The sequence below is a fragment of the Clostridium sp. FP1 genome (genome assembly GCF_011065975.2).
In the GTDB taxonomy this organism is placed as follows: domain Bacteria; phylum Bacillota; class Clostridia; order Clostridiales; family Clostridiaceae; genus Clostridium_AD; species Clostridium_AD tagluense.
Window position 1 is genome coordinate 875,787 of record NZ_JAAMNJ020000001.1, and the last position, 22,827, is coordinate 898,613.

22 protein-coding genes are annotated in these 22,827 nt (G+C 31.5%); 18 read left to right on the forward strand and 4 right to left on the reverse strand.

The features are described from left to right. Nucleotides 1-76 precede the first annotated feature (76 nt). The 18 genes from xdh (at nt 77) to G9F70_RS04485 (ending at nt 17,536) form a co-directional block, all read left to right on the forward strand. Nucleotides 77-2,635, forward strand: coding sequence for a selenium-dependent xanthine dehydrogenase (gene xdh, locus G9F70_RS04400; protein WP_164944821.1), 2,559 nt, complete (start codon nt 77-79; stop codon nt 2,633-2,635). A 127-nt stretch (nt 2,636-2,762) separates the two neighbouring features. Then, nucleotides 2,763-3,497 (forward strand): selenium cofactor biosynthesis protein YqeC, encoded by a 735-nt coding sequence (gene yqeC, locus G9F70_RS04405; RefSeq protein ID WP_164944820.1) that lies wholly within the window; start codon nt 2,763-2,765, stop codon nt 3,495-3,497. Between the two features lie 43 nt (nt 3,498-3,540). After that, nucleotides 3,541-4,134 (forward strand): molybdenum cofactor cytidylyltransferase, encoded by a 594-nt coding sequence (gene mocA, locus G9F70_RS04410; protein ID WP_164944819.1) that lies wholly within the window; start codon nt 3,541-3,543, stop codon nt 4,132-4,134. After that, on the forward strand, nt 4,127-4,936 hold the full coding sequence (gene yqeB, locus G9F70_RS04415) for a selenium-dependent molybdenum cofactor biosynthesis protein YqeB (protein ID WP_164944818.1): 810 nt from the start codon (nt 4,127-4,129) through the stop codon (nt 4,934-4,936). The genes mocA and yqeB overlap by 8 nt, the downstream gene beginning before the upstream one ends. A 4-nt stretch (nt 4,937-4,940) precedes the next feature. Next, complete coding sequence (locus G9F70_RS04420; protein WP_164944817.1) at nt 4,941-5,750, forward strand: XdhC family protein; 810 nt, start codon at nt 4,941-4,943, stop codon at nt 5,748-5,750. A 52-nt stretch (nt 5,751-5,802) separates the two neighbouring features. After that, on the forward strand, nt 5,803-6,135 hold the full coding sequence (locus tag G9F70_RS04425; protein WP_164944816.1) for a winged helix-turn-helix domain-containing protein: 333 nt from the start codon (nt 5,803-5,805) through the stop codon (nt 6,133-6,135). Nucleotides 6,136-6,372: 237 nt separating this feature from the next. Then, nucleotides 6,373-7,389 (forward strand): ABC transporter substrate-binding protein, encoded by a 1,017-nt coding sequence (locus G9F70_RS04430; protein ID WP_164944815.1) that lies wholly within the window; start codon nt 6,373-6,375, stop codon nt 7,387-7,389. Beyond that, nucleotides 7,364-8,404, forward strand: a complete 1,041-nt coding sequence (locus tag G9F70_RS04435; protein WP_202882621.1) for a FecCD family ABC transporter permease — start codon at nt 7,364-7,366, stop codon at nt 8,402-8,404. Before G9F70_RS04430 ends, G9F70_RS04435 begins: the two co-directional genes overlap by 26 nt. A gap of 12 nt (nt 8,405-8,416) precedes the next feature. Further along, nucleotides 8,417-9,181, forward strand: a complete 765-nt coding sequence (locus tag G9F70_RS04440; RefSeq protein ID WP_164944814.1) for an ABC transporter ATP-binding protein — start codon at nt 8,417-8,419, stop codon at nt 9,179-9,181. 88 nt (nt 9,182-9,269) lie between these two features. Then, nucleotides 9,270-10,292 (forward strand): molybdopterin-binding protein, encoded by a 1,023-nt coding sequence (locus tag G9F70_RS04445; RefSeq protein ID WP_164944813.1) that lies wholly within the window; start codon nt 9,270-9,272, stop codon nt 10,290-10,292. Nucleotides 10,293-10,320: 28 nt separating this feature from the next. After that, nucleotides 10,321-11,115 (forward strand): ABC transporter permease, encoded by a 795-nt coding sequence (locus G9F70_RS04450; RefSeq protein WP_164944812.1) that lies wholly within the window; start codon nt 10,321-10,323, stop codon nt 11,113-11,115. Continuing rightward, nucleotides 11,108-11,938: a molybdate ABC transporter substrate-binding protein gene (gene modA, locus G9F70_RS04455; RefSeq protein ID WP_164944811.1), complete on the forward strand. Its 831-nt coding sequence runs from the start codon at nt 11,108-11,110 to the stop codon at nt 11,936-11,938. The genes G9F70_RS04450 and modA overlap by 8 nt, the downstream gene beginning before the upstream one ends. Before the next feature lie 41 nt (nt 11,939-11,979). After that, complete coding sequence (locus tag G9F70_RS04460) at nt 11,980-13,290, forward strand: amidohydrolase family protein (RefSeq protein ID WP_164944810.1); 1,311 nt, start codon at nt 11,980-11,982, stop codon at nt 13,288-13,290. A 169-nt stretch (nt 13,291-13,459) separates the two neighbouring features. Then, nucleotides 13,460-14,323, forward strand: a complete 864-nt coding sequence (locus tag G9F70_RS04465) for an FAD binding domain-containing protein (protein ID WP_164944809.1) — start codon at nt 13,460-13,462, stop codon at nt 14,321-14,323. 250 nt (nt 14,324-14,573) lie between these two features. Next, a complete protein-coding gene (locus tag G9F70_RS04470; RefSeq protein ID WP_164944808.1) occupies nt 14,574-15,749 on the forward strand; it encodes a class I SAM-dependent methyltransferase in 1,176 nt (391 codons plus the stop codon). Nucleotides 15,750-15,839: 90 nt separating this feature from the next. Beyond that, on the forward strand, nt 15,840-16,193 hold the full coding sequence (locus G9F70_RS04475) for a CidA/LrgA family protein (protein WP_164944807.1): 354 nt from the start codon (nt 15,840-15,842) through the stop codon (nt 16,191-16,193). Next, nucleotides 16,186-16,890, forward strand: a complete 705-nt coding sequence (locus tag G9F70_RS04480) for an LrgB family protein (protein ID WP_164944806.1) — start codon at nt 16,186-16,188, stop codon at nt 16,888-16,890. The genes G9F70_RS04475 and G9F70_RS04480 overlap by 8 nt, the downstream gene beginning before the upstream one ends. A gap of 79 nt (nt 16,891-16,969) precedes the next feature. Beyond that, nucleotides 16,970-17,536, forward strand: coding sequence for a hypothetical protein (locus tag G9F70_RS04485; protein WP_164944805.1), 567 nt, complete (start codon nt 16,970-16,972; stop codon nt 17,534-17,536). Nucleotides 17,537-17,652: 116 nt separating this feature from the next. On the opposite strand, the gene G9F70_RS04490 is transcribed toward G9F70_RS04485, so the two are convergent. The 4 genes from G9F70_RS04490 to G9F70_RS04505 all read right to left on the reverse strand — a co-directional run bounded on the left by G9F70_RS04490 (nt 17,653) and on the right by G9F70_RS04505 (nt 22,802). Next, nucleotides 17,653-18,918, reverse strand: a complete 1,266-nt coding sequence (locus tag G9F70_RS04490) for a VanW family protein (RefSeq protein WP_164944804.1) — start codon at nt 18,916-18,918, stop codon at nt 17,653-17,655. A 158-nt stretch (nt 18,919-19,076) separates the two neighbouring features. After that, entirely contained in the window at nt 19,077-20,627 is a 1,551-nt protein-coding gene (locus G9F70_RS04495; RefSeq protein WP_164944803.1) for a putative ABC exporter domain-containing protein, read from the reverse strand. Beyond that, complete coding sequence (locus tag G9F70_RS04500; protein WP_164944802.1) at nt 20,624-21,325, reverse strand: ABC transporter ATP-binding protein; 702 nt, start codon at nt 21,323-21,325, stop codon at nt 20,624-20,626. Before G9F70_RS04500 ends, G9F70_RS04495 begins: the two co-directional genes overlap by 4 nt. Before the next feature lie 163 nt (nt 21,326-21,488). Continuing rightward, a complete protein-coding gene (locus G9F70_RS04505) occupies nt 21,489-22,802 on the reverse strand; it encodes a sensor histidine kinase (RefSeq protein WP_164944801.1) in 1,314 nt (437 codons plus the stop codon). Between the last annotated feature and the right edge of the window lie 25 nt (nt 22,803-22,827).

Consider the following 22,827-nt stretch of genomic DNA (forward strand, 5'->3'; position numbering starts at 1 on the left):
TATTGTAACTCCAAAAGGGATTGTTACAAGTTGAAAGTAATCCCTTTTGGAAAATATATAAAAGGAGGGGGCACTAATGTTTAATTTTGTTGTAAATGGGGATAAGGTTTATGCAAAAGAAGATAAAAAATTAATTACTTTTTTAAGAGAAGACTTGAATTTAACATCAGTTAAGAATGGGTGCTCTGAGGGGGCCTGTGGAACTTGCATGGTTTTAGTTGATGGCGTGGCAAAAAAAGCATGTGTGCTAAAAACAAGCAAGCTTGTAGATAAAAACATTATAACTGTTGATGGTCTAACAGGCAGAGAAAAAGATGTATATGGATATGCTTTTATGGAAGCAGGTGCAGTTCAGTGTGGTTTTTGTACTCCCGGAATGGTTATAAGTGCAAAAGGCCTTATTGATAAGGTAGAAAATCCAACTGAAATTGAGATAAAAAATGCTTTAAAAAACAATATTTGTCGTTGCACTGGATATGTAAAAATAATTGAAGCTGTGAAGCTGGCTGCAAAGCTAATACGAGAAAATACAGAGGTACCTAATTGTACTTGCAAAGGAATAGTAGGAGAAAAATTAAATAGGGTTGATGCTGTGGACAAAGTGCTTGGCATAGCAGAATATGTAGATGATATACGTATAGATGGTTTAATTTACGGGGGAGCAGTTAGAACTAAATATCCCCGTGCTTTAGTAAAGTCTATAGATATTAGTGAAGCTAAAAATTTAAAAGGGGTTCATGCAGTAATAACAGCAAACGAACTTCCCGGAAATCAAAAGCTTGGTCATATTGTAAAGGACTGGGATGTATTAATACCAGTGGGAAAGATAACTCACTGTATTGGAGATGCTATAGTTCTAATAGCTGCAGAATCGCCAGAAATACTAGAAAAAGCTAAATTACTAGTTAAAATTGATTTTGAAGAATTAACACCAGTTACATGCCCAGAAGAGGCACTAAAGGGTGATGCTCCGCAAATACACGCAAGTGGTAATGTACTTACAACTGAAAATTTAGTATTCGGTAATGCAGATAAACATATAAAAAATTCAAAATATGTTGTAACAAATAAATACAGTACACCATTTACAGAACATGCTTTTCTAGAAACAGAAGCAGCAATTGCTACGCTGGATGGTAATGGTGGAATAATAATATATTGCGCAGACCAAGGAATTTATCAAACGCGTAAGGAATGTTCAGAAGCCCTGGGAATGGATCAAAGTAAAGTAAGAGTTATAAGTAAAATAGTTGGTGGTGGTTTTGGCGGAAAAGAAGATATGAGCGTTCAACACCATGCAGCAATTCTCACTTATTTATCTAACAAGCCTGTGAAATTTGCATTAAGTCGTAGTGAAAGTATAATGATACATCCAAAACGCCATGCTATGGAGATGGAGGTTACAACTGCTTGCGATGAAAATGGATATTTGACTGCTATGAAAGCTATCATAATAGCTGATACAGGAGCATATGCATCACTAGGGGGACCTGTGCTACAAAGGGCATGTACTCATGCAGCAGGCCCTTATAATTATCAAAATATTGATATAATTGGGAAAGCGGTATATACAAATAATCCGCCAGCTGGTGCCTTTAGAGGTTTTGGGGTAACACAAAGTTGCTTTGCGATAGAGTCTAATTTAAATCAGCTTGCAGAAATGGCAGGAATAACTCCCTTTGAAATAAGATATAGAAATGCCATTAGGCCTGGACAGGTAATGCCTAATGGTCAAATCGCGGATTCATCAACATCTATTGTGGAAACACTAGATGCAGTAAAAGAGATATGTCTTCAAAATCCTAAAGCCGGAATAGCCTGTGCTATAAAAAACAGTGGTGTGGGGGTTGGACTTCCTGATATTGGACGTTGTAAACTGATTATAAAGGATGGTAAGGTAAATATTTATACCAGTGCAGCTTGTATTGGACAAGGACTTGGAACTATATTAACTCAAATAGTTTGTGAAACTCTTAATATGTCACCGGATAAAGTTGTGCATGCAGCCCCAGATACTTTGACTTGTCCTGATTCTGGAAATACAACAGCTTCACGTCAAACATTGTTCACAGGTGAGGCAGCAAAGAGGGCGGCTAGAAAACTTCTAGATGTATTAAGTTATCAAACATTAGAAAACTTAGAGGATCAAGAATTTGAGGGGGAATTTAAAGGAATAACTGATAAAATGAATTCAAATAAACAAAACCCTGTAAGTCATGTAGCCTATGGCTATGCAACACATGTTGTAATTTTAAATGATGAAGGGAAAATTGAAAAGGTTATTGCAGCTCATGATGTTGGGACTCCTATAAATCCTAAAAATATTGAAGGACAGATTGAAGGCGGTGTTGTTATGAGCCTTGGATACGCGCTAACAGAAAATTATCCACTTATTGGTAGCGTACCAACTGCAAGATTTGGAACACTAGGACTTTTTAAGGCAACAGAAACACCAAAAATAGAATGTATTATACTAGGTAGAGGAAATACTAATCTTGCTTATGGGGCAAAAGGCATAGGGGAGATATGTTCAATACCTACTCCTCCAGCAGTGGCAGGTGCATATTATAACTATGATAGAGAGTTTAGAACAAAGCTACCTCTTCCGAATACACCATATAGTAAGAAAAAATAGAAATGTGGGTTACTGTTCACTGTTAATTAAATAAGTTAACAGTGATATGATTTAAATCAAGCATGTGAAAAAAATAACTATTGTACTGGCTAGTTATTTTTTGAATATGCAATAAGTAGGTGATAGCATGATGCTGAGCAATTATATTGGACTAGTGGAAAAAGATATTTTATCTATTGTTGGGGCTGGTGGGAAAACCACCATGATGTTTAAGCTTGCAGAAGAGCTTAGAGGGAGCAACAAGATTTTAGTAACTACAACTACTAAGGTATATACTCCAGCACTAAATAAATATGATTTTATTTGTACTGATAAAAATGATTTTTTTAAATATTGTAATATGAAGGAAAATGGCATTTATATATTAGGACTGGGAATAAGTGATGAAAATAAAATATTAGGACTTAGTTACAAAGAATTAGATGAGTTAGCACCTTATTTTGACTATATATTAATAGAAGCAGATGGAGCGAAGAAAAAACGACTAAAAGCATGGATTGAATTTGAGCCAGTTATATACGGAAAAACTACGAAAACTATAGGTATTATGGATATACAATCATTAGGTATGGTAATAAATGAGGATAGTGTTCATAGAAGCAAAATATTTCGAGAAATAACTGGGGCATATGAAGGTGAAATTGTTAAATCTGAGCACCTATCTGAGATAATACTGAATCCACGAGGATTGTTTAAGGGCGCCATAGGGGAAAGAATATTGTATATAAATAAAGTAGAAGATCCTAAGGATTTAAGATTAGCTGAACTGTTAGTTGAAGAAATAAATTCAAAGAATAAAGAATTATTAAATAGTATATTTATTGGAAGTTTAAAAAACAATGTGTATTTCAATAAAGTATGAAATTTTAGCTATGTAGTTATGGACAAAGGCAGGTGCTATAATAATGGTAAGTGCAATAATACTAGCAGCAGGGTACTCAAGGAGAATGGGTAAGAATAAGCTTCTTTTAAAATATAGAGGTAAATCACTGATAGAGCGTACTATAGAGACTATTGAAAAGTGTGATTTTTCAGAGGTAATTCTTGTGGGGAGAGAAGAAGAAATAATAGAAACTGGTAATAGGTATGGTTTAGTGGTTATTAAAAATGAAAATGCAAATAAAGGAATAAGTGAATCTATTAAACTGGGTGTAATGCAAGCTAAGCAAACAGAGGGATATATGTTTTTTACGGCAGATCAACCTTTTCTAGATTGGGATACAGTTAAAAGATTAATTCGTGAATTTACAGAAAATCCAGCCTATATAATTGTTCCGCGTTGTGATAAGAGGCGTGGGAATCCTGTAATATTTCCCTACAGTCTTAAAGAAGAGTTTTTGCAGTTACAGGGAGATGTTGGGGGGAAACTAATAATAAATAAAAACTTGGACAAAGTTAAATTTGTAGAAATAAGTGATAGCTTAGGACTATTTGATATTGATACTAATGAAAATTATGAGTATATTCTAAAACTAGAGGAGAATAATGAATATGTTTAATGAGATTGTCATTATACGTGGTGGAGGAGATTTAGCATCTGGTACAATTCAAAAACTATATAGAAGTGGATTTAGGGTATTAGTTTTAGAAGTTCCAAAGCCCACCGCTATTAGACGGGATGTATCTTTCAGTGAAGCGATATATCAGGGAGAAGTAGAAATAGAAGGAATTATAGCTGTACATGTATGCTGTTTAAGTGAAATAGAAAATGCCTGGAGTAATAAAAAAATTCCAGTGATTATAGATCAAGAAGGTAAATATATTAAAAAAATAAAGCCTAAAATTGTAGTGGATGCTATTATTGCTAAGAAAAATATGGGAACAATAAGGGATATGGCAGAAATAACTATTGCTCTTGGACCTGGATTTATAGCAGGAGAAGATGTAGATATAGTAATAGAAACTGCTAGAGGGCATAATCTCGGTAGGTTGATTTTTCATGGAGGAGCTGCGAAAAATACAGGGATTCCTGGAAGTATTATGGGTTATTCTAAAGAAAGAGTTATACATTCACCTTGCGTCGGAATAATGGAAAATGTTCTCCATATTGGTGATGTGGTTGAAAAAGATGATGTAATTGCCTATATAGGAGATGTAGAAATAAAAGCAAAAATATCAGGATTGTTAAGAGGGATTTTACATAGTGGAAGCCCAGTAGTTGCGGGATTTAAAATAGCAGATATTGATCCAAGGTTGTCAGAAAAAATGAATTGTTATACTATTTCTGATAAAGCAAGAAGTATAGCAGGGGGAGTACTAGAAGCAATATTTTATTTGATAAATCAATCTAAGGAGGATTAACGGTGTGGAAGAGAAAATTTTAAAAGAAATTTATGAAAGTTTAGCAAAAGGACATAAGGCGGCATTACTCACTATTACGGATATAAAGGGTTCCTCGCCCAGAAAAAAAGGATCTCTTATGGCAGTTTGGGAAGATGGAAGAATTGAGGGAAGTGTTGGAGGAGGTAATATTGAGTATTCAGCCATAGAAAAAGCCATAGAGTGTATTAAGAAAGAAACTGATGGGCAATTTGAATTTGAATTGAATGATGAAGGGGATTTGCATATGCAGTGTGGAGGAAAAGCTACTTTATATGTGAAGATATTTAAGCCTAGATCAAAACTACTTATAATAGGGGCGGGACATATAGGAGTAGAACTCTTTAAGCTAGCAAAGGTATTAGATTTTTATACTGTAATATTCGATGATCGGGAAGAATTTGCAAACGAAAAGAGATTTACCTCCGCCGATGAGATAATTGTAGGCGACATTGGGGGCAAGCTTTCACAGTATCCTATTGATGAAAATACATATATTATAATAGTAACAAGAGGTCATAAATGTGACGCTGATGCTCTTAAGGTTACAGCTGAATCTGATGCTTCATATATTGGAATGATTGGAAGTAGGAAAAAAACAGAATTTGTTATGAAGAATCTCATAGGTGAAGGAATTGGAAGGGAAGCACTTAAAAAGGTATATGCACCAATAGGAATTAACATTTCTTCAGAAGAGCCAAATGAAATTGCTTTTGGAATTATGAGTGAAATATTAATGGTTAAGAACAAAGGGTCACTACAACATCTAAAGGATGTAAAAAAGGTGGATTTTTAGATATACCATAGGAATATGTAGCTAAAATTTTAGAATAACTAGGAGAAGTAAAATGAATGTGAATTGGAGAATTTACTTGAAAGAAGACAATATAAAGGTTTTTGGCAAGGGTCCTAAAATGTTGCTTTTAAAAATTGATGAATTAGGATCTATAAGAAAGGCAGCAATTTCTATGAAACTTTCCTATACAAAAGCTTGGAATATGATTTTAAATTTAGAAAAGGGGTGTGGTATAAAGGTACTTGAAAAGCAAATTGGGGGTAAAAATGGAGGTGGGTCTATACTTACCGAGGAAGTTAGAATTTTGATTAGAAAATTTGATGAACTTGAAATAGAAGTAGGAGAGTGCATTATAGAATTATTCAATAAAAAATTCAAGGAATAAACCATATTGATATTTCTTGTAATAAAAGGATTCATTATAGCAACCGTTATGTATTGGAAAACATAACCTGTTTTCTACCTAGAATTATGAGGAGTAAAGAAAATTTAAAAACACAAAGAAGGGAGGACAGAAAATTGGGTAATAAAAACATGGGAGGATGTTAAAGTGATTCGGGTTACCCTAGAAAATAGAGAGAGTATTGAAAATGAAATTAATAAATATTGGGAGTGATTAAGGTTGAAAATAATAAAAAAAAGTTTTGCTTTATTTCTATGTATGATGTTTTTACTTACAGGTTGTTCGCAAAAAGTAACTGTAAAAAAAGAAGATGTGAAATCAAATAAAAGTATTAGAGTTATTACAACATATAAACCTGCTACGGATATTGTACTTGCACTGGGAGGAAAAGATAAATTAGTGGGAGCAAATGATGGATCTAAAAAAGACCCACTTCTTGTGAAACTTGATGAAAATCTGTTAAGTAAATTAGCGGAAGTTGGTTCAAAGAAAAATGGTATAAATATTGAACAAATAGTTGCTTTAAAACCTGATGTAGTAATTCTATACCCCACTAAAGAATCCGATGACACTATGAAAAAATTAACTCAGCAAAATATAAAGGTTATTAGTATTAATCCTGAAAGTATAGCTTTGCTTCAATCTGATATTATTAAAATTGGAGATGCTATAGGAGAAAGTGAAAATTCAAAAAAATTAGTAGCTTATTATAAAGAAAAAATTGAAGATGTTACTAAAAAGCTTACTACCATTAAAGATAAAAAGACAGTATATTTAGCTGGTGCTCATGGTGTTCTTTCAACATGCTCAGGAGATTTTTATCAACATGAAATGATAGAAGCGGCTGGTGGAATTGATGTTGCTGCTAAGTTAAAAGGTGGATGGAATGATGTATCTGTGGAGCAAGTAATTGCGTGGAATCCTGAGGTAATAACATCAGTTATGTATTGTAAGGATGGGAGTCCAGCTAAAATTATGGAAAAGGCAGAGCTTCAAACAGTAAGGGCTATAAAAGATAAAAAAGTTTATCAGATACCATCTAATATTACACCTTGGGATATGCCGCAACCTAGTAGTATATTAGCTATATTGTGGATGAGCAAAACACTATATCCAGAACAATTTAAGGATTTGGATATTCATGCCGTTGCAAATAAATTTTATAGTGATTTTTATGGTAAATCCTTCGATGAGTTAGGAGGAACACTGCTTGGAAAAAGTAGTACCAAAAAATAAATTACTCCATAAAATACTATACCACAAATGCCTTTTATTTTTTATGATTTTCATTGTAGTCTTTGTGGTATCAATATTTATGGGTAGATATAAAATGAGTATTGATGATTATAAAAATGTATTTTTAAATTTACACAAGTTTCTTCTGGGCGAAACAATAGAGGATCCAAGTATTTTAATACTATATAAAGTAAGGCTTCCAAGAATCTTGCTTGCGTCTTTTGTGGGAGCTGGCTTATCCATTTCAGGGCTTGTTTTTCAACAGGTATTTAAAAATCCCATTGCCTCGCCAGATATTTTAGGTGTTACTGCAGGTGCCAGCTTTGGTGCAGCTTTGGGAATCATATTGCCTTGGCAATTTCCCGGTATAGTTCAAATATGTGCATTTATTTTTGGAATACTTGCAGTGAGCATTGCTTATGGCTTAAAAAAGGCTTCGAAGGATAATAATATACTGTATTTGGTACTGTCCGGAATTATTGTTTCAGCTTTTTTTTCTGCACTACTGTCAATGGTAAAATATTTTGCAGATCCTTACCAGCAATTGCCCTCCATTGTTTTTTGGTCAATGGGTGGCTTATACAGAGCAAATTGGATAAATGCAATTGGAGCTGGCATAGTTGTTATTCCTAGTATTTTTATTATAAACAGTTTAAGATTTAAATTAAAAATGCTTTCACTTAATGATGACATGGCAAAAACCATGGGTATGGAAGTTTCAAAATTTAGGAATTACATTTTGTGCTTAGTCTCTTTTGTAGTTTGTTTTTGTGTTAGCATATCTGGAACAATCAGTTGGATTGCACTTATAGTACCCCATATTACAAGAATAATTCTTGGACATAAGAAGAAATATATTTACTTAATCACTAGTTTGATTGGTGCCACAACTTTAATTTTATTTGATGATATTGCAAGGACAATTAGCACTACAGAAATCCCAGTCGGAATACTTACAGCCGCCATAGGAGCACCTGTTTTAGGCTATTTATTAATATTTAAGAAAACAATATAGTTAGGAGATACTATGAATATAAAAGTAGAAAATTTCTATTTTAGCTATAATGATAAGTCCATATTAGAGAATATTAATTTAGAATTCAAAAGAGGAAACATGTACGCATTGCTTGGCAGAAATGGCTCTGGAAAAACTACCTTAATAAAACTAATATTAGGTCTACTTAAGTTTAAGCGTGGATCCATTACCATTGAGGGTAAGAACTCTTATGAAATTCCCACTAAGGATTTGTCCAGGTTAATAGCTTATGTTCCACAAAATGAGGAAGCAATATATGGAATTAAAGTCATTGAACTAGTAGTAATGGGGAGAAATCCTTATTTAAATTTATTTGATATGCCCTCGTGTAAGGAATATGAATTAGCCCGAAAAGCTCTTGAAAATCTAGGGATAGAACATTTAACGCAGAAAAGTTATTCTGAAATTAGTGGTGGAGAAAGACAATTGGTTTTAATTGCTAGAGCATTAGTGCAAAATACAAAATTCATTTTAATGGACGAGCCTATTTCTAATTTAGATATTCGAAATCAGCATGAAGTATTAGAAAAAATTAAAAATATAGCAAGGGATTTTAACATAGGAATAGTACTTTCCATTCATGATCCTAATCTTGCAATGAGGTATTGCAATCAAGCGATTCTACTTAAGGATGGTAAAGTGTTACATTGTGGAAAAACTGAAGAAATATTATGTCAGCAGAGTTTACTCCAGGTATATGATATGAAATTTGAGGTATTGAATTCAAAAAATGGTATAAACTTTGTTAGTTTATAAATAGTTTTAGTGAAAAATAAAGGGTTGTTGCAACATTTAAAAAGCTGAATTTTTATATGATGAAAAATATAAGTTAGGGGTGTATAATATGAAAAAAATACCTGTAAAAGATGCAGTTGGATCCGTTTTATGTCATGATATTACTCAGATTATTCCAGGGGTAGTAAAGGATATAGCATTTAAAAAAGGTCATATAATTAAAGAGGAAGATATACCACTATTACTTTCCATAGGCAAAGAAAATCTATTTGTATGGGAGAAAAAAGAAGGATATCTTCATGAAAATGATGCTGCAGAGAGGTTAAGAGCCTGTGCAGCAGGTCAAGGCCTTACTTTTAGTGAAGTAAAAGAAGGTAAAATAAATTTTATAGCGGAGTATGATGGGCTTCTTGTAATTAATACAAAGCTATTATATGAGCTTAACTCCTTAGGGGAGATAATCTTAGTTACACTACACAATAACTACCCTGTAAAAAAAGGACAAAAAGTTGCAGGAACAAGAGTCATCCCCCTTGTAATTGATGAGGATAAGATAAAAAAAGCAGAGGCGTTAATGGAAGAACAGAAAATTGTAAGTATCCTACCTTATGTGGCAATGAAAGTAGGAATTGTTACTACTGGTAGCGAAGTATATCACGGTAGAATAAAAGATGCTTTTGGTCCAGTAATAAGAAGAAAAGTTGAGGAATATGGCTGTGAAGTGCTTGGACAATCTATACTTTCCGATGATGAGAATAAGATAACACAAGCAGTTCAGGAATGGATAGACAAGGGCGCTGAAATGGTAATTTGTACGGGTGGTATGTCAGTGGATCCTGATGATGTTACTCCCTCAGCCATTATAAGAACAGGAGCAGAGCTTATAACCTATGGGGCACCAGTGCTTCCAGGAGCAATGTTTTTATTAGCCTATAAAGGAGATATTCCAATCTTAGGACTTCCGGGCTGCGTAATGTATAGTAGAACAACTATATTTGATTTAGTTTTGCCAAGGATACTTGCAAAGGAAAGATTGTGCTTTGCTGATTTTGCAGCTTATGGACATGGCGGACTTTGCAATGAATGTGAGGAGTGCAAATATCCTGATTGTGCCTTTGGAAAAGGAGTTTAGGTAAGAAAACTTAGAATAGAGGGCTGATATGAAGGACAAAGGATTATTTAGGATAATTTTAGCTTTAATATGCGGTATATGTGTTTTATTTTTAATAACCCCTATCATTGCACTTTTCACTTTTCCTTGGGGGAAGTCACTGAATTTAATTTTGGATTCCTTTGTGTTGAAGGCAATTATTATTAGTTTGAAAAGTACTTTTCTTTCACTATTAATAATTATAGCAGTGGGTATGCCTACATCTTACTATATGGCAAGATATTCCTTTTGGGGAAAGGGATTTGTTGAAATCGTTATGCAGCTACCACTTGTATTGCCTCCAGCAGTAGCGGGGTTACTATTATTAGTTACATTTGGTAGAAATGGACTTATTGGAAAGTATCTAGCTCCCTTTGGTATTCAATTGCCTTTCACTTTTATAGCGGTGGTTATAGCGCAGGTGTTTATAGCAATGCCTATATTTATTCAGGCAGCACGCACTGGTTTTGAAAAGGTTGATAGGGAACTAGAGAATTCAGCAGCGGTTTTAGGAGGTTCTAATATACAAATATTTTATCATATTACTATGCCACTATCAAAAAATTCCTTGATAACTGGTGCTATTTTATCTTGGGCAAGAGCACTTGCAGAATTTGGCGCAACTATGCTATTTGCAGGTAATTTAGCGGGAAAAACACAGACATTGCCCCTTGCTATTTATACAGCAATGGAAGTGGATTTAAATATTTCCATGGGGATTTCAGTATGCCTAGTGGTGGTATCAATTGGAGTTTTGGTCATATTAAAATGTATTGTAAGGGAGGAGGAGGATATCAATGTTTGATAGATATAGAAGAAAAAAGGTGAAAATCAGGTATATTAGAATAATGTCAATTATAATGAGCCTGCTATTAATTATGTTAAGCGGAGGATGTAAATCAAAACAGGGGGGGAATGCAGTTAAACAAGAGATTACTGTATTCGCAGCATCTTCTTTAACAGAAAGTCTTCAAGAAATAGTAAAGTTATTTGAGAAAGAAAATCCAGAGGTAAAAGTAAAGCTGAATTTGGACAGCACAAGCAGATTAAGATTACAAATAGAGCAGGGAGTAGAAGGGGATGTTTTCTTTTCGGCAAACAAGCAGCATTATGATGCACTAAAAGAAGAGGGATATATCACTAAAGGACAAGCCCTATTATATAATTCCATGGTTGTGATTCTGCCAAAGAATAATCCAGCACATATAGAAAAAGTAGAGGACTTGCAAAATAAATGTAAACTTGTTTTAGCCTTGAAGGAAGTACCTGCTGGAGACTATGCAAGAAAAATAATTCACTCTTTATCAGGAAGCCTTGGAGCAGAATTTGAGAAAAAGGTACTAAATAATATTGTGTCAGAGGAAAATAACGTAAAACAGGTGGTAAATAAGGTTGTAATGGGGGAAGCGGATGCAGCATTTGTTTATTCATCAGATATTACACAAAGTGTGAAGGATAAGGTTAAAGTGGTTGAAATTGCACCGGAGTATAATGTACGTGCAGAGTACTTCATTGGTAAATTGAAGGCGGAAAATGAAAATCAATATATTAAAAAGATCTATTCTTTTTTAATAGGAGAAGAAGCTCAAAAGATTTTTAAAAAATATGGATTCAATAGCATTAAATAGCAGGAGAATTCGTAATATAAATAGAAGGGAAGGGATAGTAAATGTTTGATTTAGGGATTGTAAATGGAAGGATATATATAGATGGGCGTTGGTATGAAGGAAATTTGTATATAAAAGATAATAAAATATCAACAATTTCCAATGAAGTACTAGAAGCTAAAGAAGAATATGATGCAAAAGGAAGAGATATATTACCAGGTTTTATTGATCCACATGTGCATTTTCAACTTACAGTAGGCACGCGCACCTCAGCGGATGATTTTTATAAGGGCTCAAGAGCTGCAGCCTTTGGTGGTATTACAACATACATTGATTTTTTAGACCCAGTAAAAAACAATATATCATTAAAAAAAGCTTTTAATCTAAGAAGGACTTTGGCTGCAGATAGTGTAATTGATTATGCCTTTCATGCAACTATTGCTGATTTAGATGAGAGGCCTATTAGCTTTATAAATGAAGTTAAAGCCTTAGGAATTCCCACAATAAAACTATTTACCACCTATTCAAGTTCTGATAGGCGTACAAAGGATAGAACTATAGATAGACTTTTAAGCCATACTAAAGAAACAAGCACCCTTTTACTAGCACATTCAGAAAATGATGGACTAATACTTGAAGGTGGCAAAATACGAGTGATTCAACATGAAAGATCAAGACCTGCAATAGCAGAAATAAGTGAGGTTATAAAGCTTGCTGAAATGACTAAATATAGAGATGGAAGAATGTATATTGTGCATACAAACTGTGGGACAACCGTTGAGAGACTTAAAGAAAACTATAAGTCTATTCTCAATAGGGATTTTATCCTTGAAAGCTGTCCACATTACTTTATTTTTTCTTCTTCTAAATATTTACAGAGAGATGGGTATTTGTACACCATGACTCCGCCTCTTCGAAGTGATAGGGAAGTAAAAAAATTAAATGATCAAATAGATAATATATTTACAATAGGTACGGATCATTGTCCCTTTAATTCCACAGAGAAAAATAGAGAATTTGTTGATGAAATGCCTATGGGTATAGGGGGAGTAGAATATTCTTTCCCACTTATGTATGCAAAGTTTGGAGAAAAAGTAATTGATAAGTTCACAAAAAATCCTGCAATTGTACATGGCTTGTATCCTAAAAAAGGAACCCTGCTTCCAGGATCAGATGCAGATATAGTTATATTTGATCACAATGAACAGTATATTATAAAGGAAAATCATTCAAATGTAGACTACAATCTATATAAAGATATGGAGATAACAGGAAAAGTTTGTTCAACTATTTCTAAGGGTAAATTTGTAGTTAAAGATGGCGTTTTCATAGGTGGGAAAGGTGAATATTTGAGTCGAGAACTTAAATATTAATAATTGAATTTTAGTGATGGTTATGAAATAATAAGATTTATTAATCAGAAACATAGACAAGGTAAAGGAGAAATATGGGGATAAATATTAGGCGATTTATGTATATATGCATGATATAATATTAGTATTATAGAAGCAAGTTCTCTAGCTTCAAGAAGGGGGAAGAATCATGACAGAAACTTTTATACCTAAAAGTAAGGAGGAAGCCTTAGGGCTCTTAAAACAAAAAAAATGTGTAATTTTAGCGGGTGGCACTAATTTAATGGTAAAAACAAAGAAATGGTCTGAAGGAATATCTGACCTTGATAGTGATATTATCCTTATAAAGCATTTGCAAGAACTTAAAAATATTGACATAAATAATAGATATTTATCCATCGGAGCTGCTTGTACACTTTCTGAATTAGCAGAAACTATATTATTACCAAACTATTTTAGTGAAATAATATTAGTAGCAGCATCTCCATCTATTAGAAATGCTGCTACTATAGGAGGAAATATATGCAATGTGGCATCAGAAGGAGATATATTACCTCTTTTATATGCTTTAGATGCCATATTAATAATAGAGTGCTTAAGTGGAACAAGAGAAATAGCAATTGCAGATTTTATATTGGATAGGGGTAAAAAGGATTTAAGAGCAGAGGAACTTCTAGTGGAAATTAGAATTCCTACAAATATGTTCAAATCATTTTACTATAAGAAAGTAGGCACAAAAAGATCTAATTCTCTTGCAAAGGCATCTTTTATTGGATTTTATATATTGGAACATGAGAGAATTGTGGATGTAAGAATGGCGTTTGGATCAGCAGGAGCTGTGGTTCTAAGGTCTAGAGAGCTTGAGGATAGACTTAAAGGGCTTAGTAAGGAAGAAATGGAAATAATTACGAAAGATTTAGAGCAAGAGTATATTAAAATTATATTATCTATTGATGATAAGAATATTACAACTGAGTATAAAAAAGAAATTTATTTGCAGTTGATGAGAGAGTTTTTGGTGAGTATTTATGATAGTAATTCAACAAAAAAATAGAGCAACAGAATGCCACCAACATGCCATTTGCCATGTTGGTGGCAATGTTTTTAGAAAATCTAAGTAAATGAAACAATTTCATATCTATGAAATTATGATTATCGTTTACTAAGCCCTATTCTTCTGTGTTTGGCTTTTGACTGCTACGGGAAACAATGTTATACCTAATTAGGCTAGTTTTTACTATTATGAGGTACATAAGTAATTATTAGTGGATTATATTTAAGATTTACATAAGGAGTGATAGATTTTGGTTGCTGATAAACTGTTTTATAAAACTTTATTAAAAAACATGTTTTCTGATTCATTTGGAATTGTGTTTTGGGATGGGAGTGAAGAAAACTACGGTGAAGGTGAGTCTAAATTTAAAATTATTTTTAATGAGCCAATACCAAAAGGTGATATTATAAATGATCCATCAATAGCCTTAGGAGAAGCATATATGACTAAAAAAATAGATATAGAAGGTAATGTACAGTCTGTTATAGAATCCTTATATAATAATAAGGAGAGCTTTTTGAGAAAAAGTGAGATGTATCAAAAACTAATTAAAATAGTAAAAAGTACTATAAAAAAAAGCAAAGATAACATACAATTTCATTATGATATTGGTAATGACTTTTATAAATTATGGTTAGATGACAATATGACTTATTCTTGCGCATATTTTGAAAATGATTCAGACTCTTTAAATCAAGCTCAAAAGAACAAAATAGATTATATTTTAAGAAAATTAAACTTAAAGCAAGGTCAAAGCTTACTTGATATAGGTTGTGGATGGGGCGAACTGATAATTTCAGCAGCTAAACAATATAAAGTGAAGGCTACTGGAATTACCTTAAGTTCAGAACAACTTCAAAAGGCTAATGAAAGAATAAAAGCGGAAGGATTAGAGGAGTTAGTTCAGGTTCGGCTTGTAGATTACAGAGAATTGAAGAATATGAGTTTTGATAGAATAGTTAGCATAGGAATGCTAGAGCATGTAGGAAAAGAAAATTTGCCTGAATACTTTAATGTAGTAAATAATCTTTTAAAGGAAAAAGGTCTGTCTTTACTTCATTGTATAACAGGAGTAGATGAAAGCGGTACAAACACATGGATAGATAAATATATTTTTCCAGGTGGAAACATACCTGGAATTAAAAACATAATTACTTATATAGCAGAACAAAAATTTGAATTAATAGATATAGAAAATCTTAGAAGACACTATGGAAAAACATTGGAACATTGGGCTGAAAATTTTGAGAATGCTCTTCCTATAATAGAAAAGAGTAAAGATGAAACATTTATAAGAATGTGGAGATTATACTTAAATTCTTGTGCAGCATCTTTTAATTGTGCTAATATAAATCTTCACCAAATATTATTTGTAAAAGGTGTAAATAATGATTTGCCTTGCACAAGAGAGTATATGTATAAATAGGTAAATGTCTTATGAGATTTAATAATAAAATTACAAAAATAGATTTTTGATTGCATGTATGTAAATATTATATAAAAAGTAGGTGAAATAATGAAGTACTTAAGACAATTAATGATTATTTTGATTCCATATCTTATTGGAACCATATTACAATTAATATTTAATTTGCCAATTCCAGGATCAGTAATTGGACTTATTTTATTGTTTTTAGGATTACAAATAGGAATAATTAAAGTTGAAATGATAGAAGAACTTTGTGAGTTTCTTTTATCAAACATGTCTTTTTTCTTTATTCCTGCTGGAGTAGGTTTAATGACAGCCTTCGGTGTGTTAAAAGGAAAATGGATACCATTTATTATTATAGTTATTATTTCCACGTGTTTAGTTTGGATTGTAACAGCCTTCGTAGTTAAAATTTTGAGGAGTGGACGTAAATATGAATAATTTAATTGCCTCACCAGTTTTTGGTGTGCTAATATCCCTTATTGCTTATGAAATTGGAATTTATATAAAGAAAAAAGGAAAACTTCCAATTTTCAATCCACTTTTAATAGCAATTATTATATTAATAGTTTTCCTTACAAAATTTCATATTAAATATGAAGACTATAATAACGGAGGGCAAATAATCTCGTTTTTCTTATTTCCTGCTACAGTGGCATTAGCTTTGCCTATGTATAAGAAATTTTCATTATTTAAAGAAAATGCTATTCCAATACTTATAGGAATTTTTAGTGGTGCTATTGTGGGGTTTGCATGTGTAGTGTCTCTTTCAAAATTATTTGGGCTTGACCATGTAATTATTGAATCTTTGATACCAAAGTCTATAACAACACCTATAGGAATAGTTTTATCAAAGCAGTTAGGTGGACTTCCATCAATTACTGTTGTAGCTATAATAATGACCGGGATTATAGGTTCAATTGTGGGCCCATTTCTATATAGTATTTTTAAAATTAAAGATAAAGTCGCCCTAGGAATTGCTATGGGAGCGTCTGCTCATGCGCTTGGGACAGCCAGGGCTATGGAAATAGGGGAAACTGAGGGGGCTATGAGTGGCTTAACTATGGCTATTTCAGGAATTGTTGCTGTTCTTTTGTATCCTGTTTTGTGGAAAATATTTCTTGCATTCTTAAAATAATTTATTAATATACTGTATTTTAGGTGGCATTTAAATTGTGTCTACAAACATAATATAAGCTTGATAAGGAGGTATTTTTATGGGAAAAAATGAAAACAAAGGGTCGCTAAATAAATTATTTGATTCAATAGACAATTTAGTATCTGATGAGAAGGAGCAAAAATTAAGAAGTAAATTGGGAAAAGAGATACGCAGGTGTATTTTTACAGATGATATAATTGAGAAACTTAATGAGAATGATTTTACAGGTTTGGTTGAACAAGAAGAAGAATTAATAGAGCTTTTTTCTATGATATTTCCTGTTTTTGTTGAAAAGAATGATGTTATATTTAGGTTATATAAGCATAAAATTGAAGTTGATTTATCAGAAAAAATGAGTGATAGATATATTTATATGTTTTCAGATGGTAGACTTACATCAGGTTTATTTGAGTGTTTTAAGCTTTATGATGATGAATATATTTATGGAGTAAAAAAGATAATAAATATCATCCCAAGTTTTAGAGAAACTATACTAGAGGAGCTAATAAATTTAGATAAAAATGAAAAGCTACATAAACAAAAGATGGGAACTTATAAGGACAGAGAAATAGTAGCTAAGAAAAATTTCAATGAATTATTAGAAAACTTAAATAAAGTTAAGTGAATGTGTATAGATATCGTTTATAGGAATTCTTTTGTGGATAAATAATTAAATAGTGGATTTTAAAGAGACAGTAAGGTTGCAGGATATTTTGCAACCTTACTGTCTCTTTTTTAAGGTTATGTTGAGCTAATAGTATCGGTGTAAAGCAAAGATTTGGATAAGAGGTTGCCATTCTCATAGGTAACCCTAAACACATTTACCTTGTCTCCCACCACTTCATTAATAACATCATACTTTTTATTACTAAGAATTGAATTTGAGTACACATTAAATGTTATAGTTTTGTTTTGCACTATAGATTCTATATATATTGGGTAAGAATATGTATTTTTAAACCTATAATCCAGAAGTCCATAGGCAACTGTAGCATCTAATCCTTGACCAATATATGCAGAATGTAAAGTGTGAGGGTATCTTTCCACGGAAACTATATTAGTTCTCAAAATAGCATTATAAAGTGTAGTTGATACTTGGCAGACGCCACCACCTATGTCATCTACAATTTTATTATCTACAATTCCTTTTGCAGTTTTATATCCTCTTTCAATAGATCTTTCACCTACTTCATCATTAAAGCTAAAAATATCCCCTGGCATAAGAACTTTTCCATTTATAGCGTTGGAAGCTATCCTAATATTTTCTGAGCGATTTTCACTTGAATTCTCAAAGTCAGTTGTAACAGTAGATATCATAGTATTTATACCTTTTAAATCATTTTCTTTAATCTTTGGTTTGACTTTTTTTAATTCAGATTGGACTATTAAATTTTGTTCTTGTTCAATATTATTAATTTTATTAATTATAGCTTGTTTTAAAACTGCGGAATCAACCGTATATCCATATTCCTCTTTAGCTATAAGCAATTGCCCTAAATTGTTTTTAATAAGAGTTGCATTAGTTGCTTGTTTACTATTCTCTTTAACAATCTCCTTAAGAACTGTATCTACAATATTATAATTGTAAGTATACTTAAGCTTAAGAACTTTCTCACCATGTGAATTTATAGCAAGGAAATTTTTGAAAATATTATCTTTTCTGCCAATATTATAAGCACTATCAAGGACTTTAATATAATTATATTTCATATCAAGTTTTGATGTATCAATAGTATATTGTTTGTTATTAAGTTTTACTGTTATGTTTTTTTGCGCAATGAGTTTATTTTGATTTTCAATAATAGCTTTTTTTGCTTCATCCACTGTCTTTCCACCTACATATATATCTTCTACCCATACCTTTGGATATATTTTTGATTTGTATTTTGTTATGTTATAATACATGCTAATTCCTTGTATACTAAATAGAACTCCAATTATAATAAACACTGGCTTTTTTCTTTTTTTCGTTTGTTTTTCTGTTTTTGTAATAACATTTGACAACATTGTTGTTGCACCTCTTCTTATGATTAATAATAAATATATTATATATGTATAATAATAAAACTATTGTAGATGTTTTACAATAGCATTATTATTATTATATATTCAATATTTTTCTAATTGATTTTCAATGATAACAAGTACATCTATTATTATCTATTTTATAGTTCAATATTTTCAAATACTCCTTTTCCGAGAAATGTTATTATACTGCTAAATATAAGATTATAGGTGATAAATGCAGTGTAGGCCATGAACATTCCAATAGAATTATATAATGCTATCAGAAGAACTATACCGGGGGCTATTATTAAAAGTAAAATTACCATTCTTATAAGGGATGTAAATATTATGTTATTACCGCTACCTAAAATCCTTCTAGTGAGAATTCCACCATAGATGAAAAGAGAACCTATGGATACAAAGGCTAATATATTAAGAAAAATAAGAAGTATACTACTTTTAAATAATATTCCTGTTATTACAAACACAATAGTTCCATCAATAAGGTTTTTAAAATTATCAACTACAGTTGCATAGATAACTTTCTTAAAGGCATGGGCTGGCAGCATATAAATATATGGGTTTGATAAATCCTTTTGCCACTTGCTAGCAGAGGTAAAAATCAATTGAAGGTATATCATGCCACCTAAGATCAATGTTAAATCTTTTTTAGGGCTAAATAATCCGGCAGTTATTGCTATAACTCCGTAAATAACAGACACTATGTTTATAAATGCAAAACCAGTCTTTTTACACTCCAATATTTGTCTCCAAAAAATAGCAGAGGCAAACTTTCCTTTTTTAGTGTACTTAACTTTCCTTACTCTAGTTTTTTTACCGGTTTGCATAAATACTTTTTCACCACGACGGGTGCCGGAGATAGCTGTTTCTTTTAACTGGGTCGAAGCTAACACATCTTCATAATAGTCAAGTTTCATAGAGTAAATTATATAACTGCAAAGGCAGCCAGAGGCAACAATCAGAGCTAGATAAATAAAGGATGTTGGATGGATACCATTCATTGAACACATTATAATTGACCTTACAGAGCCGTACACAGGAATATAGGAAATAGCAGGAATATTTAGTAAGGATATAATAGCCTTACTTGGTGACCTAGTTATATTTAATTGTATAAAGTAGCCTATAATTACAACTGCCCCTAAAATTTTGAAAATGTTTTTAAGCATAACTTTGTTTCTTTCACTTTTAGAACCTATTGAATATAATAATATCTTTAGTATGGAGTTGAAAATCAGCATAATGAATAAGCCAAAGATGATTATTATAAGTCCATGAGACTTGATATTGCTAAAAGCATAGAGGAAAGGACCCTGAAATAAAAGAAAAAATACTGCTATAAATGAAGTATATATTTGTTTTAAAAATCCATAGACTAAAATTTTTTGAGGACTAGTGGGGGAGGTGAATACTAAATTTATATCTGCACCACGAAAAAAAGTGGCTCCTTTATTTATTGAGCAGTAAAGGTCCGGCGCGGTGAACAGTAAAATAACAACGCCTACAATAGCATTGAATAATGCCGGATCTAGAATCTTTTGCTGGCTACTATCACTTTTATTTAAAATAAGGCTTAGAGACAAAAATCCAAGAAATACAATATAGCCAATTAGCTTTGAGGGCTTTCGCTTTAGTTCTAACAAGGCATTTTTTACGGATTTTTTTAGTATATATATTAATGGCTTCATAAGGTGCCCTCCGTGGCTTCAAAGAAGAGTTCTTCTAGGCTCTCATTCTTATTCATAAGCTCTTGCTTTGTACCGGACAGAACAATATTTCCAGTTTTCATTATCAATACCTTGTCCCAAATTTCATCAACACTATCTATTATGTGAGTACTTATTAAGATAGCGGAGCCTTTTTCTTTGAGTTCTATAAGTGCTTTCTTTAGTTCTTTTATTGCTTTAGGATCTAGTCCCATTAAGGGCTCATCAAACAATATTACCTTAGGCGCGGTTATTAAGGCGCAACAAATACTTACCTTTTGCATCATCCCCTTGGACAGTTCTTTCCCAAGCTTAGCTCTTTTATCACTTAAATCAAATCTTTCAAGCAATTCTTCAGCTTGATCTTTGTAGTCATCTATTCCATAAGATGCAGCCATATATTCTATATGTTCATAAACTGTGAGTAAATCAAACATAGCTGGAACTTCCGGAACATAGGAAAATAACCTTTTTGCCTCAACACTTTTATTTTTGTGGCCAAAGATTTCAATATATCCATCATATTTTAATAGTCCAGTAATGCATTTAATTGTGGTGCTTTTTCCAGCGCCATTTGGACCTAAAAGAATAGCAATTTCTCCTTCATTAACTTGAAAGCTAATATTGTTTACAACTAATTCTTTGGAATATTTTTTACTAAGATTTTGAACCATAAGCATAGGTAAATCTCCTTTTATAGATAAATTTGTTATAAGTATTACAATATAATGTTATATGTATTACTAGCTCACATTATATGATTTTTTTAGTTTAATACAATACCAAACACACAAAACACCTATTTAATAGCATGAAAAGAAATTTAATTATTAACACTACCGTTTATGTTCTATATTCTGTTTTTTTTGTGGAGAATCTACTCTTCCTAAAAGGTTGCTTAAATGATATTTTAAAAACAGTATAATTATCTTCAAAAAACAGCTGAATATCACTTCCTGTTTTTTCAACTATTCTTTTTATATTGTAAAGGCCATAGCCTCTATTTTTTCCTTTTTTAGTAGAAAATCCGCTTTCAAAGATATTTTCAATATTAGCTGGTTTTATTGTTATTCCACTATTTTTAACCTCTACAATATTATTATTTCCTTTTGTAAAGATATTTAATATAACTATCTTATCATTGGTATCGTTTCTAATCGCATCAAAAGCATTATCCAAGAGATTATTTAGTATATCAGAAATTTCATAATCATTTAAACTATGCTCTAATGAATTATTTGTCACATTAAATAATAATTTTATATTTAATCTATCCGCTTCAGACATTTTGTTATAGATTATAGCTTTAATTATAATATTATCTATATATAGGATATCTTCTATAAGGTTAGTTGAACATTTCAATGAACGTATATACTTCTTTAAATCCTGCTTCACTTCTTCTTCACTTGCTATTTCTACTATTGCATTTATAGTATTTAAATGGTTTTTAAAATCATGCTGTTTTCGTCTTATATCCTCAACTATATCAATTAATATAGGAGAATACTTGTTTTGTACTTCTAAAACCTTTTTATCCTCACTTATTCTAACTATATAATAATATAAAAATATATTTGTGGATAACATAAATATTGCGATAAAAATATGTATTAGCAAATTATCCAATATTAAGTTTTTATTGTATTCCAATATAAACTTAGAGAATAATGTGTATAAACCTAAATTAATTATAAAATAATATAATATCTTAGACTCTAATTCGAAAGAATTCTTTACTTTTTCAGCAAAATTGCATCTTAATATAACAATGACAAAAACTAATTCAATAAAAAGAAGAGTAATATTCATTATAAATTTATCTGAATATGTAAATCCAAATAAAGTTACCAAAGCAATAAGAAGTGTTTGCAACACCATATTTACAGAAAAGAATATAATAAATTCTAATGTGGTTTTGATAAGCAGTTTTTTATAAGTAAATTTAATTAAAAGTATTATACTGGTGAAAGTAATAATTACGCTTAAATAAACATTTGTATTAATTGTTGTCATGGATATCATAGAGACTACTAAAATTATAAAAAGATTTTTAAGCCAATTGTTTTCATCTTTTAAAGAAAACTTTGACCATAATACCATAAATATAGTTAATTCTATAGAATTAACTGAAAGCTGTTGTAGTATATGTATCATTTATTCAGCTCCTTGTATAACAAAT

Excerpts from the sequence above, each read along its gene's own strand:
- xdh (WP_164944821.1), top strand. The coding sequence starts at position 77 with ATGTTTAATTTTGTTGTAAATGGGGATAAGGTTTATGCAAAAGAAGAT.
- yqeC (WP_164944820.1), top strand. The coding sequence starts at position 2,763 with ATGATGCTGAGCAATTATATTGGACTAGTGGAAAAAGATATTTTATCT.
- mocA (WP_164944819.1), top strand. The coding sequence starts at position 3,541 with ATGGTAAGTGCAATAATACTAGCAGCAGGGTACTCAAGGAGAATGGGT.
- yqeB (WP_164944818.1), top strand. The coding sequence starts at position 4,127 with ATGTTTAATGAGATTGTCATTATACGTGGTGGAGGAGATTTAGCATCT.
- G9F70_RS04425 (WP_164944816.1), top strand. The coding sequence starts at position 5,803 with ATGAATGTGAATTGGAGAATTTACTTGAAAGAAGACAATATAAAGGTT.
- G9F70_RS04440 (WP_164944814.1), top strand. The coding sequence starts at position 8,417 with ATGAATATAAAAGTAGAAAATTTCTATTTTAGCTATAATGATAAGTCC.
- G9F70_RS04445 (WP_164944813.1), top strand. The coding sequence starts at position 9,270 with ATGAAAAAAATACCTGTAAAAGATGCAGTTGGATCCGTTTTATGTCAT.
- G9F70_RS04450 (WP_164944812.1), top strand. The coding sequence starts at position 10,321 with ATGAAGGACAAAGGATTATTTAGGATAATTTTAGCTTTAATATGCGGT.
- modA (WP_164944811.1), top strand. The coding sequence starts at position 11,108 with ATGTTTGATAGATATAGAAGAAAAAAGGTGAAAATCAGGTATATTAGA.
- G9F70_RS04460 (WP_164944810.1), top strand. The coding sequence starts at position 11,980 with ATGTTTGATTTAGGGATTGTAAATGGAAGGATATATATAGATGGGCGT.
- G9F70_RS04465 (WP_164944809.1), top strand. The coding sequence starts at position 13,460 with ATGACAGAAACTTTTATACCTAAAAGTAAGGAGGAAGCCTTAGGGCTC.
- G9F70_RS04475 (WP_164944807.1), top strand. The coding sequence starts at position 15,840 with ATGAAGTACTTAAGACAATTAATGATTATTTTGATTCCATATCTTATT.
- G9F70_RS04480 (WP_164944806.1), top strand. The coding sequence starts at position 16,186 with ATGAATAATTTAATTGCCTCACCAGTTTTTGGTGTGCTAATATCCCTT.
- G9F70_RS04485 (WP_164944805.1), top strand. The coding sequence starts at position 16,970 with ATGGGAAAAAATGAAAACAAAGGGTCGCTAAATAAATTATTTGATTCA.
- G9F70_RS04490 (WP_164944804.1), bottom strand. The coding sequence starts at position 18,918 with ATGTTGTCAAATGTTATTACAAAAACAGAAAAACAAACGAAAAAAAGA.
- G9F70_RS04495 (WP_164944803.1), bottom strand. The coding sequence starts at position 20,627 with ATGAAGCCATTAATATATATACTAAAAAAATCCGTAAAAAATGCCTTG.
- G9F70_RS04500 (WP_164944802.1), bottom strand. The coding sequence starts at position 21,325 with ATGCTTATGGTTCAAAATCTTAGTAAAAAATATTCCAAAGAATTAGTT.
- G9F70_RS04505 (WP_164944801.1), bottom strand. The coding sequence starts at position 22,802 with ATGATACATATACTACAACAGCTTTCAGTTAATTCTATAGAATTAACT.